The sequence below is a fragment of the Streptomyces sp. NPDC020747 genome, from assembly GCF_044334695.1.
Classification (GTDB): Bacteria; Actinomycetota; Actinomycetes; order Streptomycetales; family Streptomycetaceae; genus Streptomyces.
In genome coordinates this window covers 486,211-501,607 of record NZ_JBIRTJ010000001.1, presented here as the reverse complement: position 1 = coordinate 501,607, position 15,397 = coordinate 486,211, and the positions used below count along the sequence as shown (strand labels likewise).

Here is a 15,397-nt window from a genome sequence, read left to right as displayed (position 1 = left end):
GCGAGTAGGGCGATGACGAATCGGATGCTCCTGCGCTCGGGCCACGTGATCTCGATGGACCCCGACATCGGGGACCTGCCCGGCGGTGACGTCCTCATCGAGGACGGGAAGATCGTGGCGGTCGACCGCGACATCAGCGCGGACGCCGAGGTGCTCGACATGACGGGCCGCATCCTCGTGCCCGGCTTCGTCGACACCCACCGCCACACCTGGGAGGCGCCCATCCGCGGCTGCGCCCCCAACGCCACCCTCGACGACTACTTCGTGGAGGTCCTCGACACCTTCGCGCCCGTCTACACACCCGAGGACGTGTACGCGGGCAACCTGGCGGGCTCACTGGAGTGCCTGAACGCCGGGATCACCACCCTCGTCGACTGGTCCCACATCAACAACACCCCCGAGCATCCGGACGCCGCGGTCCAGGCGCTCGGCGAGACCGGCATCCGCGCCCAGTACGCGTACGGCAGCGCCAACACCTCCCTCGCCGACTACTGGTACGAGAGCAAGATCGCGATTCCCGGGGACGACGTACGCAGGGTGAGGGACCGTCACTTCGCTTCGGACGACGGGCTGTTGACCATGGGCCTCGCCACCCGCGGCCCCGGCTTCTGCATCAACGACGTCGTCGAGGCCGAGTGGCGCCTCGCACGCGAACTGGGCATCCCCATCACCGTGCACGTCGGCATGGGACGGCTGGCGGGACGTTTCGGAATGGTCAAGCAGCTGAACGACCTGGGGCTGCTCGGCTCCGACACCACCTACGTGCACTGCTGCTACTTCAGCGAGGAGGAGTGGCGGATGGTCGCCGACAGCGGCGGCACCGTCTCCATCGCACCGCAGGTGGAAACCCAGATGGGGCACGGCTGGCCACCCGTGATGAAGGCCATCGAGCACGGGCTGCGGCCGTCCCTGAGCATCGACGTGGTCACCACCGTGCCCGGCGACATGTTCACCCAGATCCGCGCGGCCTTCGGCGCCGAGCGGGCACGGGTGAACGCCGAGTGCTGGCAGGCCGACATCCCCGTACCCGAAACGATGTTGACGGCACGTCAGATGCTGGAGATCGCGACGGTCAACGGCGCGCATGTCGCCGGACTTGAACACCGCACCGGTTCACTGACCCCCGGCAAGCGCGCCGACGTCGTCGCGATCGACGCGACCGCGCTCAACGTCGCGCCGCTCATCGACCCGGTGGCCGCCGTGACGCTGAGCGCGGACGTGTCCAATGTCGAGACCGTCATCGTCGACGGCGTCGTGCGCAAGCGCGACGGCAGGCTGCTCGCCGACGCCGGGCGGGCACGGCGCCTGGTCGAGGAGTCCCGCGACCGCCTCGCGACAGCGGTCGAGGCGCGCGGGAAGCAGCAGGCATGACGCACCACGTGATCCGACGGGCGGCGGACGCCACGTTCGCCGCCCCGACCCAACTGCCTTACGACAGCACGGGATTCACACGGCGGACCGTGGTCGGCGAGGAGGACGGCTCCGTCCACACGGGCTTCGGCGTCTGCGAACTGACGCCGGACGGGGCGATCGGGGCCCACGTCCACTCGTACGAGGAGTCCTTCCACCTGCTCGCCGGGACGGTGATCCTCGATACGCCCGAGGGCTCGTACCTCCTCGAAGAAGGCGACTACGGGCTGCTGCCGACGGGCGTGCCGCACGCCTGGCGCGGGGCCGGGGACACCGCCGCACGCTGGGCGGAGATGCTCGCTCCGGTGCCGAGGGCGCGCTACGGACACGACACCCGGGCGGTATCCGCGCTGTCGGACCACGAGTCGGTCCGCGAGCCGGTCCGGATCGACGTACGCGACCCGCGCACCCGCTCGTTCGGCCACTTCGAGGCCGCCCAGATGGACTCCGGCAAGCAGTCCCAGGACCTCCTCGCCGTGTCGGCCAGCATGCGCACCGCGCTCCTCGTCTACAGCGGCATCACCGTGAAGATGATGGTGGACGCCGACCTGGGCGCGGTGGCCTCGACGATGTTCATGGTGCGGTACGCGGCCGACGGCGTCGCGGGCGCGCACGACCACCCCTTCGAGGAGACGTATCTGATCGTCGAGGGAACGGTGGACGCCGCCTTCGACGGCGAGCAGTACCGACTCGGCGTGGGCGACGCCGCCTGGGCGGGCGCCGGTTGCGTCCACAGCTTTACCAGCGCCGGTACGGGACCGGTGCGTTGGCTGGAGACCCAGGCACCGCAGCCGCCGTCGCGCCATTCCTACCGGTTCGCCCGCGACTGGGACTACCTGCGCGACGTGCTGAGCGGAGAACAACTGGGCGGAGAACAAGGGGAGAAGAAGCCGTGAGCCACGACGTGCCGGAGGAGAGGCCATGAGCAGTGTTGTCGTCATCGGCGGTACGGCCGGCATCGGCCGCGAGATCGCCCGCACCCGCGCGGAACGCGGCGACGAGGTCGTACTCACCGGCCGCGACGCCCACCGCGCCGACACGGCCGCCAAGGAGATCGGCGCGCACGGGCTGGCTCTGGACCTGTCCCGGCCCAAGGAGATCGCGGGCGCGCTGGCCGGTGTCGGGCGGGTGGACCACCTCGTCCTCGCGGGCATCTCCCGCGACCAGAACACCGTCACCGAGTACGACATCGACGCCGCGCTGCACCTCGTCACGCTCAAGCTCGTCGGCTACACCGAGGCCGTCCACACGCTGCTGCCCCGGATGACCGAGCAGAGCGCCGTCGTGATCTTCGGCGGGCAAGCCAAGGGAAGGCCCTACCCGGGCGCAACGACCGTCGCCACGGTGAACGCGGGCGTCACGGGCCTGGTGCGCACCCTCGCGAGCGAACTCGCCCCGATCCGCGTCAACGCCGTCCACCCGGGCATCGTCGGCGACAGCCCCTTCTGGGCGGGCAAGCCCCCGGAGGTGCTGGAGAACTACCGCGCCCAGACGCCCACGGGACGGCTCGCGCGCATGCGGGACGTCGTGGACGCGGTGGACTTCCTGCTCCGCAACGAAGCGGTCAACGGCGTCAACCTCGGCGTGGACGGCGGGTGGCTGCTGCGCTGAGCAAGGGGGTGCCGTCGAGGCGCTCAAGAGGTGGCTCAGGAGGGGGTCAAGAGGTCTTGAACCCCACACCCGCGTACAGCGGCACCGGCGCCTCGCCCTTGAGCCGTTCGCCCGCCGCGAGTTCCGGATGCCATTCCGGCAGGGGGACGACGCCTGGTTCGACCAGTTCAAGTCCCTTGAAGAAGCGGGTCACTTCGGCGTGCGGACGGGCAACGAGCGTGACGCCGCCCGCCGCGTACGACCGTACGGCCCGGTCCATGTTCACCGGGTCGTAGTCCCCGGTGATCATCGACAGTACGAGGCAACTGCCGGTGGGCAGCGCCTCGACCAGACCGCCCACCAGGTTGTACGCCCCGTCCTCGTCGGCGACGAAGTGCAGCAGCGCGACCAGCGACAGCGCGATGGGCCGGTCGAAGTCGAGGACGGCCCTCGCCTGTTCCAGGATCTTGCCCGTGTCGCGCACATCCGCCTGGATGTACTCCGTCACCCCCTCGGGAGTGCCGTGCAGCAGCGCCGCCGCATGGGCCAGCACGATGGGGTCGTTGTCGACGTACACGATCCGCGCGTCGGGCGCCGCTGCCTGCGCCAGCTGGTGGAGGTTGGGCTCCGTCGGGATACCCGCACCGATGTCGAGGAACTGACGGATGCCCGCCTCCTGGACCAGCCACCGCGTGGCGCGGTGCATGAACCAGCGGTTGTTGAGCGCGGAGTGCTTGGCGTGCGGCTCCAACTCCAGCATCCGCAGGCCCAGTTCCTCGTCGACCGGGTAGTTGTCCTTGCCGCCGATGAGCCAGTCGTACACCCGCGCGGGATGTGGCCTGCTCGTGTCGATCCGGTGCGCGGAAGGCTCTGTCCCCGTCATGCGGCGCTCCTCTGCTCGTCAATGTGTGCGAGCAGTGTGTCACCGCTTACCGGATCTTCGAATGCCTTTCCCGGGCCCTGCGAGGAACAACTGCCGCTCTAGGAAGGCGGCTTGAGCGGATCGTGGCCCAACGCCATCAGCCGATGACGGCGTTGTGTCTCGTCCGCCCCGGGGCCCGTCAACGGTTCGCCCTCCGGGTCCTTCTCGGCGGTGACGGTGTCCACGACCTCGTACATCACGTCGAGGTCGTCGTCGGTGAGGTCGGTGCGGCGCTTCTGGAGGATGGCCAGCACATGCTCACCGGTGGGCGAACCCGCGTGCTCCGGCAGCGGTTCCGTCTCCTCGGAGGCGTCGCTCACCCGCAGCCACGCGGCCAGCTCCTGCGAGGTCATGTTCACCGCGCGGTGGAACTCGTCCCACAGCGCGTCGAGTTCGAGGGCGTCGGTCATGACGTACCCCTTTCGGTCGTGCGCTCGTCCCTGTCTACGAGGCATGCGTGGCCCTGCGTGCGCTGTTCGCCGCGCACGCCCGCCGGCCTCAGGCGCGCGGCCAGTCCTCGGCCTGGAACATCCAGCGGTGCTTCTCCAGCTCCGCCGTCAGACCGATCAGCAGGTCCTGGGTGACGGGGTCGGGCTCGTCCGTCGCGGTGATCCGCTCCCGCAGCCGTCCGATGGTCGTCTCCAGCGCCTCGACCAGCACGCCGACGACCTCGGTGTCCTGCACCCAGCCCTCCTTGGGGCCCTGCGGGGCGGCCGTCGTCGCGACCGTCTCGGGCCGGCCGTCCGGCGGCACACCGAGCGTCGCCGCGCGCTCGGCCACGGTGTCGGCGTACGTACGGGCCGTGTCGACGACCTCGTCGAGCTGCAGATGGATCGAGCGGAACCGCGGGCCCACGATGTTCCAGTGGGCCTGCTTGCCGATGAGCGAGAGCCCGAGCAGATCCACCAGAGTGCCCTGCAGGGCCTCCCCGACGACCTGACGAGCAGACTCGGACAGGGTGCTCTTCACCACGGTCATGGTGCGTTTCTCCTTGACGTTTGCGATGTTCGCGGCGTTTGCCGACGGCGGACCATGCGGAGCAGCGCGGCGCGCTCTTCCTCGCCCGTGCCACCCCACACACCGGAGGTCTGTCCGGTGGAGAGCGCCCACGCGAGGCACTGTCCGGCCACCGGACAGCGGGCGCAGACGCGCTTGGCGGCGGCGATGTCGTGCCGCGCGGGGCCGACCGTGCCCACGGGGAAGAACAGTTCGGGGTCCTCCTCCGCGCAGGCCGCTCGCCGCAACCACTCCATGTGGGGCCGGGTGCCCAGGGCGGATCAGCGAAAACACCCGGTTCCGAGGCCGCGAGGCCCGTCCGCCCTCAGTCCGCGAGGACCTGGTCCACGAAGGCGGTCACGTCCGCGAGGACCGTGTCCTTGTTCGTCTCGTTGAACACCTCGTGCTGAGCGCCCGCGTACACGCGCTCGGTCCAGTCGGCCCCGCGCAGCTCCTCGACGCCCGCGCGGCTGGCGGGCAGCGGCACGATCCGGTCGTCGTCCCCGTGCAGCCACAGCAGTGGCAGCGCACCCACGTCACCGCTCTTGGCGATGGTCTCCAGAGTGCGTACGAAGGCCTCCAGGGTGGGGCGCTTGAACGGCCCGTGCCAGACCAGCGGATCCGCCGCGTACGCCGCACCGACCGACGGGTCGCGCGAGAGCGTCGTCGGGTCGATGGGGATGTCGGGCAGCGGATCGAGCGCGAGCAGCTGGGGCAGCAGGTCCCAGCCGCCGATGACCGGCCCGGAGAGGACGAGCGCGGCCAGGCCGTCCCCGTACCGCTGGGCGTGTCGCGCGGCGATCAGGCCGCCCATGGAGTGGCCGATCAGCACGACCGGCACATCCGGATGGGCGGCCCGGGCGAGCCGCTCCACCGCGTGCACGTCGCTCACCACGTCCTCGAAGTCCTCGACCAGCACGCGCTCGCCCTCCGACCTCCCGTGCCCCATGTGGTCGGGGCCGAACACGGCCGCGCCGTGCGTGTGCAGTACATCGGCCACGTACTCGTACCGGCCGATGTGCTCCCCGTAGCCGTGCACCAGCAGCGCCACGTACCGAGGCCGCTCCCGTGGCCACTCGCGTGCGGTGATCGTGCCCCGGGTGCCCGTGAGGGTGTGCTCGCGGGAGTCGGCCATGGGTCCTCCGTCGGCGTCGGTGCAGGGTCGGGGGTGATCTTTCCAGGGGGCGTGGGAGCGGTCCATACCGTGCGACCGGCGGGTCCGTACCGTGCGACGAGCGGTCTGTACCGCGCGACCGGCGCCGGCGGCAGGGGCCACCTGTCGAGACGGTCCTGACGCGACCGGATACGTGGGCATAGCATCGGTCCCCGCATGAACACGATGACGCTCTGGCACATATCCCTGTGGGAGTTCGCCGCCCTCGCCGCCGCGGCCCTGCTCGTCGGCTTCTCCAAGACCGCCGTCAGCGGAGCCAACACGGTCAGCCTCGCGATCTTCGCGGCCGTACTGCCCGCCCGGGCCTCGACCGGAGTCCTGCTGCCGATCCTCATCGTCGGCGACGTGCTCGCCGTGCTCACCTACCGGCGGCACGCGCACTGGCCGACCCTGTGGAAACTGTTCCCGGCGGTCGCCGCGGGAGTCGTCTTCGGCACGGTGTTCCTGATCTGGGCCGACGACCAGGTCGTACGGACGTCGATCGGCGCGATCCTGCTGCTGATGGCCGGGGTCACCGTCTGGCGCCGCCGCAAGGCCGAGGCGGAGGAGGAACCCGACTCGGTGTCCACGCGGACCGGCCGGATCAAGGCCCGTTCGTACGGCGTGCTGGGCGGCTTCACCACGATGGTCGCCAACGCGGGCGGCCCGGTGATGTCGATGTACCTCCTCTCCGCGGGCTTCCGGAAGCTCGGCTTCCTGGGGACCTCCGCCTTCTTCTTCCTGATCGTCAACGTCTCCAAGGTCCCCTTCAGCGTCGGCCTCGGCCTGATCGACGGGAACTCGCTGCTGCTGGACGCCGCGCTCGCCGCCTTCGTCGTACCGGGGGCGTTCATCGGGAAATGGGCCGTGAACAAGATCAACCAGCGGCTGTTCGAACAGCTGGTGATCGCGGCGACGGTGGTGGGCGGGGCGCAGCTGCTCCTGCGCTGATTTCATCGCGTCGTGCCCCGTAGGGGGCGCGGGGCTGTGTCGATCTGCGGCTCCGCCGCGATGCGGGACCAGCCCCACCGGCTCGCGGCAAACGAACCGCGGATCCGGCGGAGCGCCTACGCTGAGAGGCGTCAGCAGTGTGTTCCCGGGGCAGGGAGGATGCGGCCATGTCCGAGGCGTCCGGTCACCAGGATCCACCGGCATCGGCTCACGAGGATCCACCGGCATCCGCCCGCTATCTGCCGATCGCCGAGCACGGCCTGATCGGCGATCTGCGCAGCGTGGCCCTGGTGGGTACGAACGGCACGATCGACTGGTACTGCTGTCCGTCCTTCGACGCCCCCAGCGTCTTCGCCTCCATCCTGGACGCCGACCGGGGCGGCTCCTTCGAGCTGGCGGCCGCTGTGCCGGCCCGGACCAAGCAGTTCTACTTCCCCGACACCAACGTCCTGGTCACCCGGTTCTTCACCGAGGACGGGGTGGGCGAGATCCAGGACTTCATGCCGGTGGACGGCGACGAGACCGAGGCGGACCGGCACCGGCTGATCCGCCGTGTGCTGTGCGTACGCGGCTCGATCCCCTTCCGCGCACGGGTGGCCCCCCGGTTCGAGTACGGAGCCCAGCCGCACACCGCACGGCTGCACGACGACATGGTGATCTTCGAGTCGGCGGACCTGTCCCTCGCGCTGACCGCCACGGAGCCGCTCGAATGCGACGGGCTCGACGCGCGAGTGGACTTCAAGCTCCAGGAGGGCGAGTCCGCGGTGTTCGCCCTCGACCAGGTCAGCGGCGCCATCCAGCCCCGCCGCTGCCCGCGCGCCGAGGCCGAGGCACTGTTCAACTCCACGGTGGCCTTCTGGCGGCACTGGCTGACCGCCTCCCAGTACCGCGGCCGGTGGCGGGAGATGGTGCACCGCTCCGCGCTCACCCTCAAACTGCTCACCTACGCGCCGACCGGCGCGATCGTGGCCGCGGCCACGACCAGCCTGCCCGAACAGCTCGGCGGCGAGCGCAACTGGGACTACCGGTACGTGTGGGTGCGCGACGCCGCGTTCTGCGTGTACGCGCTGCTGAGGCTGGGCTTCACCACCGAGGCCGAGTCCTTCATGGCCTTCGCGGCCAAGTACATCACCCCGGGCGACGGCCTCCCCGGGGGCCCGCTGCAGATCATGTACGGCATCGACGGCCGCACCGACCTGCCCGAGCGGGAGCTGCCCCACCTGGAGGGGTATCAGGGCTCCGCCCCCGTCCGGGTCGGCAACGCGGCGTCCGACCAGCTCCAGCTCGACATCTACGGAGCCCTCATCGACTCGGTCTACCTCTACGACAAGTGGGCCCAGCCGATCTCCAGCGACCAGTGGGACGACATCTGCGGACTCGTCGACTGGGTCTGCGAACACTGGGACCAGCCCGACGAGGGCGTCTGGGAGACCCGCGGCGGCCGCAAGAACTTCCTCTACTCCCGGCTCATGTGCTGGGTGGCGATCGAGCGGGCCATACGGCTGGCCACCCGCCGGGGCCTGCCCGCGGACATCGTGCGCTGGCGCGACGCCCGCGACACGATCTACCGGCGGATCATGAAACGCTGCTGGTCACCGACGCGTCAGGCCTTCGTCCAGCACGAGGACGACGATGTCCTGGACGCCGCGGTGCTGATGATGCCCCTGGCCAAGTTCATTTCGCCCACCGACCCGAAGTGGCTCTCCACCCTCGACGCGCTCACCGAGGACCTGGTCTCCGACTCGCTGGTCTACCGCTACGACCCGAACGCGAGCCCCGACGGCCTGCGCGGCGAGGAGGGCACCTTCTCGATCTGCTCCTTCTGGTACGTCGAGGCCCTGACCCGGGCCGGACGGCTCGACGAGGCACGCCTCGCCTTCGAGAAGATGCTCACCTACGCCAACCACCTCGGCCTGTACGCCGAGGAGATCAGCCACACCGGCGAACAGCAGGGCAACTTCCCGCAGGCCTTCACCCATCTCTCCCTGATCAGCGCGGCGTTCAACCTGGACCGGGCCCTGGGCTGACAGCGGCCGAGGCTGATGGATGGATGGATGGATGGATGGACGGGCGGACGGACGGGCGGGCGGATGGGCGGGCGGGTCGGCGCAGGAGCCCGGGCCCGTACGCTCGATGCCATGTCCCCGCATGTCCTGGTCCTCGGCGGGACCACCGAGGCACGTGAACTGGCCGCCTCGCTCGCGGCCCGCCCCGGCGTACGCGTGACCACGTCGCTCGCGGGCCGCGTGTCCCGGCCGGGGGCCCTGGACGGAGACGTACGCGTCGGGGGGTTCGGCGGGGCGGAGGGCCTCGCGCAGTGGCTGCGCGCCGAGCATGTGGACGCCGTCGTCGATGCCACGCACCCCTTCGCGGCGGGCATCACCGAGAACGCGGCACGGGCCGCGTCGGCCACCGGTGTCCCGGCCGTCGTCCTGCGCCGCCCGGGCTGGGCCCCCGTCCTCGGCGATCGCTGGCACCCGGCGGCGTCCCTCGCCGAAGCCGCCGCCCTGCTTCCGCCCCTGGGCCGGCGGGTCTTCCTCACGACGGGCCGCCTGGGCCTCGCGGCCTTCGCCCGGGAACCCGAACCGCACTACCTCGTACGCTCGGTGGAACCCCCCGAGCCGCCGATGCCGCGCCACACGGAAGTCCTCCTGGCGCGCGGCCCGTTCACGGTGGAGTCCGAGACGGCCCTGCTGCGTGACCACCGCATCGACGTCCTGGTCACCAAGGACAGCGGCGGCTCGGCCACCTCGGCCAAACTGACGGCCGCCCGGGAACTGGGGCTGCCGGTCGTGGTCGTACACCGTCCTCCCCTCCCGCCGGGGGTACGAGCGGAACCGGACGTGGTGTCGGTGCTGGCCCGGCTGGGCTTCGCGGCAGGGTAGGGCGCCCGGGCGACGCGCTCGTCAGGTCTCCTTCGTGGCCGTCGCCAGGGACTTGGGGTGGTCCCGCGTCAGGACGTCGTGGGTCAGGTCCTCGACCAGGAGACGCTTGGCGATGGTGTCGACGGCGGCGCGGAGGTCCGCGCCGGAGGGGTGGCCGACGTCCTGCTCGACGCGTTCGGCGAGCGCGGTGGCCAGGGCCTCGCCGATGACGCGGGCCTCGCGGGCACCTGCCTCGGTGTGGGAGAAGAGGGTGCCGTCGCGAGTCAGATAGCCCTCCTCCACCATGCGCTGGAAGACCGGGACCAGGACCTCCGGAGGCATACGGCGGCGGGCCGCGATCAGGCTGAGGCTCGCGTGGCCGACCATCCGGTTGAACAGCTCGACCTGCATCACGGCCCAGGCGCCCGCGATGTCGAGACGGGTGTCGGACTCGGTGACGAGCCGGCGCATGGCGTCGGGACTCGTACCGCCGATGATCTTTCCGACCACGGCCTCAAGACGACGCTGGTTGTCGGCCGAGGAGGGGGTCGCGAAGCCCTCGCCCAGGTCCGTGGACCCCATCCGGGCGCTGTCGCGCAGTTGCACCTGCTTGAGGAACAGCGCGATCACGAAACCGATCAGCGTCACCGGCACGGTCCACAGGAAGACGGTCTGGAGCGTGTCGGCGTACGCCTCCACGATGGGCGCGGCGGTCGCCGACGGCAGCCCGTGCAACCCCTCCGGACTGGTCGCGGCCTTCATGAGGGCCGCGGGGTCGGTCCCGCTCGTCCGGGCCGCCTCCGCGACACCGTCCGCGAGCTGCGGCGTCAGCGTGTTCGTGTAGATCGTGCCGAACACCGCGGTGCCGAACGAGCTGCCCAGCGTACGGAAGAAGGTCACCCCGGACGTCGCGGTGCCCAGGTCGGTGTACTCGACGGTGTTCTGCACGGCGATGGTGAGCACCTGCATGCACAGTCCGATCCCGGTGCCCAGGACGAACATGTAGAACGACGCGAGCCAGGTGCTGGTGCCGGGGCCCATCAAGGAGAGCAGAAACAGGCCGGCACCCATGACCAGGGACCCGACGATGGGGAAGACGCGGTAGTGGCCGGTCTTGCTGACGACGTTGCCGCTGAACACCGACGCGATGAGCAGCCCGATGACCATGGGCAGGGTGCGGACGCCGGAGATCGTGGCCGAGTCGCCGTCCACGTACTGCAGGAACGTCGGCAGGAACGTCATCGCGCCGAGCATCGCGAAGCCCACGATGAAGCTGAGGACCGAGCAGACCGTGAAGACGGGGTTGCCGAACAGCCGCATCGGCAGCGTGGGCTGGGCCGCGCGGGTCTCCGCCCAGCAGAAGGCCGCGAGGGCGAGGACGCCTCCCGCGAAGAGGCCGATGATGACCGGCGAGCCCCAGGCGTACTCGTTGCCGCCCCAGCTCGTCGCCAGGATCAGGGCGCTGGCGCCGACGGCCACGAAGGCGATGCCCAGGTAGTCGATGACCGGGCGGGACGGCGACTTCACCACCGGGATCGTGCGGGCCGCGGCCACGACGACGAGGATCGCGATGGGGACGTTGACGTAGAAGCACCAGCGCCAGGTGAGGTGGTCGGTGAAGAGGCCGCCGAGCAGGGGGCCGATGACGGTGGCGACACCGAAGACGGCACCGATGGCGCCCTGGTACTTGCCGCGCTCGCGCAGCGGGATCACATCGGCGATCAGGGCCATCGCGGTGACCATCAGACCGCCCGCGCCGATGCCCTGCATGCCCCGCCAGACGATCAGCAGCGTCATGTTCGAGGCGAGGCCGCACAGGAACGAGCCGGTGATGAAGATGATCGCCGACGCCTGGAAGACCACCTTGCGGCCGAACAGGTCACCGAACTTGCCGACCAGCACCGTCGCGACGGTCTCCGCCAGCAGATAGCTGGTGACCACCCACGACATGTGCTCCGCACCGCCGAGGTCCGACACGATCGTCGGCAGGGCCGTGCCCACGATCGTCTGGTCCAGCGCGGCCAGCAGCATGCCCAGCATGATCGTCACGAAGACGACGTTGCGGCGGCGCTTGTCCAGCACGGGCGGCTGCGCGGGAACCGCCTGGGCCCCGGACGGCGGCTCGGCGGTGTCGGTGGTCGTCACACCCGTCAGCTTCACACCGGGTGACGGTGCCTGCATGCGGGCCGCAGCCGCAGGGGCCCGCAGGAGTGACGAGGCGCCGCGCCCCGTCTACTCCCGGGGGTTCCTGCGCAGCAGATACGTGTCCATGATCCAGCCCTTGCGGTCGCGGGCCCGCTCGCGCAGTTCGGCGATGCGCGGGGCCGTCTCCGCGAGGGGGCCGGAGGCGAGGATCTCGTCGGGGGTGCCGATGTAGGCGCCCCAGTAGATGTCGATGTCCTGGTCGGTGTACTGCTGGAAGGCCTGGTGGGCGTCGAGCATGACGACCACGTCGTCGACGTCCTCCGGGAAGCCCTGGGCGAGCCGGCGGCCCGTGGTGATCTGGACGGGCCGGGCCACACGGTTGAGCCCGGTGCGGTGGCGGGCGACCAGCGCCGAGACGCTGCTGATGCCCGGCACCACGTCGTGTTCGAAGGAGACCGCCCCCCGGTCGAGGATCTCCTCCAGAATCCCCAGCGTGCTGTCGTACAAGGAGGGGTCGCCCCAGACGAGGAACGCCCCGCTCTCGTCCTCGCCCAGCTCCTCGGTGATCAGCCGCTCGTAGATGTCGGCACGGGCACTGCGCCAGTCGCCGACGGCGGGGGAGTAGCCCGCGCCCCCGGCCGCCCGGTCCCGCTCCGGGTCGCGCGCCTCCACCAGGCGGTACGTCCCGTCCGGCAGATGCGCGTCGAGAATGTCACGGCGCAGCTGGACGAGGTCCGACTTGACCTCGCCCTTGTCGAGGACGAAGAACACATCCGTGCTCCTCAGCGCCTTGACCGCCTGAAGGGTCAGTTGGTCGGGATCGCCCGCCCCGATGCCGATGACATGAATCTTTCGCACACCCCGAGTCTGCCCCACGCCACCGACAGTCCCGTCACCGCGTCCGACGGAGGCGGGCCGGGCCCGGCCCCGAGCCGCTGTCAGGCACCGCCGCCCCGCAGCCGGGGCGCCCACACCTCAGCGTCCACGGCCGCCCCGTCCTTCTCCACCGTGCCCGCCAACTCCCGCGCCCACGCGGCCAGTCCGGCCAGCTCCAGCCCGTACGGCCGCGACCGCCCGGCCTCCACTTCCCACTCCTCGACCGCCCCGGCGCCCCGTCGCAACAACCTCGCCCCGCCCGTCACGTTCCCGCGGGCCGCGTGGGTGAGCCCCACCGCGAGCTGGGCCAGCCCGCGCCACAGCGCCCGCTCCTCCGCGGGACCCGACTTCCACGCGTCCTCGAACACCTCGTGCGCGTGGAACGGCTTTCCCGCCGCAAGCAGCGCCTGCGCCTCCGCGACCGTCTCCTCGGGCGCGCGCACCACCCCTTCGGGCTGCCGCTCCACCCCGTCGTTCCCGTACGGCAGGGGCCGCCCGAGCCCGTCCCGGGGCCGCGCGCTGCGCGCCCGCCCCTCGGTGTCCCGGTCCCGCCCGTCGTCAGAAGCACTGCTCATGCACCGATTGTCCCTCGCCCCACGCCACCTTCGAAGCAGCCCCGTGTGTGGGGTAGTGTTCTGTTTGCGCGATCACGCGGTTCACCGCGACGAAGCGCATCGGGACGTGGCGCAGCTTGGTAGCGCACTTGACTGGGGGTCAAGGGGTCGCAGGTTCAAATCCTGTCGTCCCGACTCTATGGAGTCGTTGGTGAGGGGCGGTTTCGGAGGAATCCGAAACCGCCCCTTGATCATTGTTGGGGACCAGTTGGGGACCAGCGGTTCTTGACCGGTGTCAGCGGGTGAGGACAGTCGTTCCGGGAAGGGTGCGCGGGGCGCGTAGCACGCTGAGGGGTGCGGAGAGTGCCGTACCGGCGGCTGTGATCTTGTGGATGTCCGGGTGCAGGTAGCGCTGAGGTGTCGTCAGCGATCCTGCGCAGGACGTGGATGGGGACTCCGGCGTCCGCGAACCAGGTCAGTCCGGTGTGGCGGAGGTCGTGGCGGCGCAGGTGTTCGTAGCCGAGCTTGGTGACCACGTCGTCCCAGTGGGTGGCGTCGCGCAGGACGGCGGTGGAGATGCGTCCGCCGCGCGGGCCGGTGAACAGGCGGGCATCGGGATTCGGGCCGGCGGACAGGACACGCTGGGCGACGAGGGAGCGGATCTCCTCGACGATGGGAACCTTGCGGGCCCGCTTGCCCTTGGTGCCCTTGTCGGTCAGCCCGCCGGGCGCGGGTGTGGTCTGGCGCCGCACGGTCCAGATCCACTGAGCGGTGTCGATGTCCCCGACACGGCAGCCTGAGACCTCGTCGATCCGTGCGGCAGTGCACGCAGCGAAGATGACCACGTCTCCCCAGCCGCGGTACTGGTCGTGGGAGGCGGCAACGAGCGTGTCGGCCAGCGCAATGAGGGTCTCCCAGTCGGGCAGGGCCAGTGCCCTTGGGTCGAGGAGTTCGTCCTCGGCCTGCTTGTAGAGCTTCTGCCAGCCGGTCACCCGGGCGGGGTTGACCTTGATGATGCCGTCGCGGACTGCCTGCTCCATGACGCGGACCAGGACGGCGATGGTGTTCTTCACCGTGGAGCGGCTGTGCTCGTCGGCGATCCAGTTCTGCACGGTTCGGTCGACGACGCCGTTGGTGATCATCCGTACCGCGAGGTGGCCCAGGGCGGGGACTACGCGCATCCGCCACCCCGACAGGTAGGGGTCCAGCGTTTTCAACTCCAGGCCGCGCAGGGCGAGGTCCATGTTCGCTTCACCGTATTCGGCGAGCTTCACGGTGGCCTGGGAGGGGCTCAGGCCGGCTTGTGCGGCCTCGATGATGTCCTGGAGCCATTCCTGAGCGTCTTCTTCGTTGTCCTTTCACTCGGACAGTGACTGGCGGCGCTTACTGGTCGGATCGGTCCACCGGACACGTACCCGATACGGAGTGGGGCGGTCAGGGCGGTACTCGATATCGGTGGAGAGCCGGACACCGACAGGAACGGTGGTCTTATCGGCCATTGAGCCCCTTGGCCGGGACGGTACGTCGCGGCGCAGCCATTCCTCGACGTCAAGGGCGCTATACATGACGACGCGCTCCGAGACCGTGACGAATGGTGGCCCCTGGGGTGACTGGGCGGTGCGCCAGCGGCGCAGGGTTGAGGCGTCCGCTCGCAGGCAGGCGGCGAGGTCGCTGGTTGAATACCAGGCGCTGGTGAGGAGAAGCGCTTGGCTATCAGGCGAGACGGCACGATGGTGAGGAGTTGCAGGGTTCGCTGTGGTCTCCTCATCGCGATGCGGTTCGGCCTTGGCAATGGTTGCCATTGGTTCATTGGGCAAGTGCGGCTATTCCCGGGGGAGTACGGAACACTAGACGGTTCTGCGGAAGAGTCCAGAGACGGACAGCACAGTTCGCGAACGGAGAACGCACCGCGGCAAATTTCCGGCAGGCAGCGGCG

General features: G+C 70.2%; 16 protein-coding genes and 1 tRNA gene. 7 read left to right on the top strand and 10 right to left on the bottom strand.

Annotated elements, in window-relative coordinates:
- Window positions 1-12: 12 nt before the first annotated feature.
- Genes ACH4YP_RS02055 through ACH4YP_RS02045 form a run of 3 tightly spaced genes read left to right on the top strand, consistent with a single transcriptional unit; the run spans window position 13 to window position 3,021 of the window.
- Entirely contained in the window at window positions 13-1,371 is a 1,359-nt protein-coding gene (locus ACH4YP_RS02055; RefSeq protein WP_361051217.1) for an amidohydrolase family protein, read from the top strand.
- Window positions 1,368-2,306 carry a cupin domain-containing protein gene (locus ACH4YP_RS02050; protein WP_398488903.1) on the top strand — a complete coding sequence of 313 codons (939 nt, stop codon included), beginning with the start codon at window positions 1,368-1,370 and terminating at the stop codon, window positions 2,304-2,306. Before ACH4YP_RS02055 ends, ACH4YP_RS02050 begins: the two co-directional genes overlap by 4 nt.
- A 25-nt stretch (window positions 2,307-2,331) precedes the next feature.
- Complete coding sequence (locus ACH4YP_RS02045; RefSeq protein WP_398488902.1) at window positions 2,332-3,021, top strand: SDR family NAD(P)-dependent oxidoreductase; 690 nt, start codon at window positions 2,332-2,334, stop codon at window positions 3,019-3,021.
- A 46-nt stretch (window positions 3,022-3,067) separates the two neighbouring features.
- On the opposite strand, the gene ACH4YP_RS02040 is transcribed toward ACH4YP_RS02045, so the two are convergent.
- The 5 genes from ACH4YP_RS02040 to ACH4YP_RS02020 all read right to left on the bottom strand — a co-directional run bounded on the left by ACH4YP_RS02040 (window position 3,068) and on the right by ACH4YP_RS02020 (window position 6,053).
- On the bottom strand, window positions 3,068-3,883 hold the full coding sequence (locus ACH4YP_RS02040; protein WP_398488900.1) for an SAM-dependent methyltransferase: 816 nt from the start codon (window positions 3,881-3,883) through the stop codon (window positions 3,068-3,070).
- 98 nt (window positions 3,884-3,981) lie between these two features.
- Window positions 3,982-4,332 carry a DUF3140 domain-containing protein gene (locus ACH4YP_RS02035; protein WP_361051229.1) on the bottom strand — a complete coding sequence of 117 codons (351 nt, stop codon included), beginning with the start codon at window positions 4,330-4,332 and terminating at the stop codon, window positions 3,982-3,984.
- Between the two features lie 88 nt (window positions 4,333-4,420).
- On the bottom strand, window positions 4,421-4,900 hold the full coding sequence (locus ACH4YP_RS02030; protein ID WP_398488898.1) for a Dps family protein: 480 nt from the start codon (window positions 4,898-4,900) through the stop codon (window positions 4,421-4,423).
- Window positions 4,897-5,175, bottom strand: coding sequence for a WhiB family transcriptional regulator (locus ACH4YP_RS02025; protein ID WP_306936348.1), 279 nt, complete (start codon window positions 5,173-5,175; stop codon window positions 4,897-4,899). The genes ACH4YP_RS02030 and ACH4YP_RS02025 overlap by 4 nt, the downstream gene beginning before the upstream one ends.
- A gap of 68 nt (window positions 5,176-5,243) precedes the next feature.
- Window positions 5,244-6,053, bottom strand: coding sequence for a lysophospholipase (locus ACH4YP_RS02020; protein ID WP_398488896.1), 810 nt, complete (start codon window positions 6,051-6,053; stop codon window positions 5,244-5,246).
- A 195-nt stretch (window positions 6,054-6,248) separates the two neighbouring features.
- Between ACH4YP_RS02020 and ACH4YP_RS02015 the strand changes: the two genes are divergently transcribed.
- The 3 genes from ACH4YP_RS02015 to ACH4YP_RS02005 all read left to right on the top strand — a co-directional run bounded on the left by ACH4YP_RS02015 (window position 6,249) and on the right by ACH4YP_RS02005 (window position 9,907).
- On the top strand, window positions 6,249-7,022 hold the full coding sequence (locus tag ACH4YP_RS02015) for a sulfite exporter TauE/SafE family protein (RefSeq protein WP_361051240.1): 774 nt from the start codon (window positions 6,249-6,251) through the stop codon (window positions 7,020-7,022).
- Window positions 7,023-7,189: 167 nt separating this feature from the next.
- Window positions 7,190-9,049, top strand: a complete 1,860-nt coding sequence (locus tag ACH4YP_RS02010; RefSeq protein WP_398488894.1) for a glycoside hydrolase family 15 protein — start codon at window positions 7,190-7,192, stop codon at window positions 9,047-9,049.
- 111 nt (window positions 9,050-9,160) lie between these two features.
- On the top strand, window positions 9,161-9,907 hold the full coding sequence (locus tag ACH4YP_RS02005) for a cobalt-precorrin-6A reductase (RefSeq protein WP_398488893.1): 747 nt from the start codon (window positions 9,161-9,163) through the stop codon (window positions 9,905-9,907).
- 21 nt (window positions 9,908-9,928) lie between these two features.
- Here ACH4YP_RS02005 and ACH4YP_RS02000 read toward each other — a convergent pair whose 3' ends face one another.
- From ACH4YP_RS02000 to ACH4YP_RS01990, 3 genes are all read right to left on the bottom strand, one after another.
- Window positions 9,929-12,067, bottom strand: coding sequence for an MDR family MFS transporter (locus tag ACH4YP_RS02000; protein WP_398488891.1), 2,139 nt, complete (start codon window positions 12,065-12,067; stop codon window positions 9,929-9,931).
- A gap of 51 nt (window positions 12,068-12,118) precedes the next feature.
- Window positions 12,119-12,889: a precorrin-6A synthase (deacetylating) gene (gene cobF, locus ACH4YP_RS01995; RefSeq protein ID WP_361051251.1), complete on the bottom strand. Its 771-nt coding sequence runs from the start codon at window positions 12,887-12,889 to the stop codon at window positions 12,119-12,121.
- A gap of 80 nt (window positions 12,890-12,969) precedes the next feature.
- The gene (locus ACH4YP_RS01990; RefSeq protein WP_361051253.1) at window positions 12,970-13,482 is read right to left on the bottom strand and encodes a DUF309 domain-containing protein; all 513 of its coding nucleotides are present in this window, start codon (window positions 13,480-13,482) and stop codon (window positions 12,970-12,972) included.
- A 100-nt stretch (window positions 13,483-13,582) separates the two neighbouring features.
- Here ACH4YP_RS01990 and ACH4YP_RS01985 point away from each other — a divergent pair.
- Window positions 13,583-13,656: transfer RNA gene (locus ACH4YP_RS01985), tRNA-Pro, on the top strand.
- A 56-nt stretch (window positions 13,657-13,712) separates the two neighbouring features.
- On the opposite strand, the gene xerC is transcribed toward ACH4YP_RS01985, so the two are convergent.
- Both xerC and ACH4YP_RS01975 read right to left on the bottom strand, forming a co-directional pair.
- Window positions 13,713-14,735 (bottom strand): tyrosine-type recombinase/integrase, encoded by a 1,023-nt coding sequence (xerC, locus tag ACH4YP_RS01980; RefSeq protein WP_361051256.1) that lies wholly within the window; start codon window positions 14,733-14,735, stop codon window positions 13,713-13,715.
- Window positions 14,736-14,819: 84 nt separating this feature from the next.
- Entirely contained in the window at window positions 14,820-15,263 is a 444-nt protein-coding gene (locus tag ACH4YP_RS01975) for a hypothetical protein (protein ID WP_361051259.1), read from the bottom strand.
- Between the last annotated feature and the right edge of the window lie 134 nt (window positions 15,264-15,397).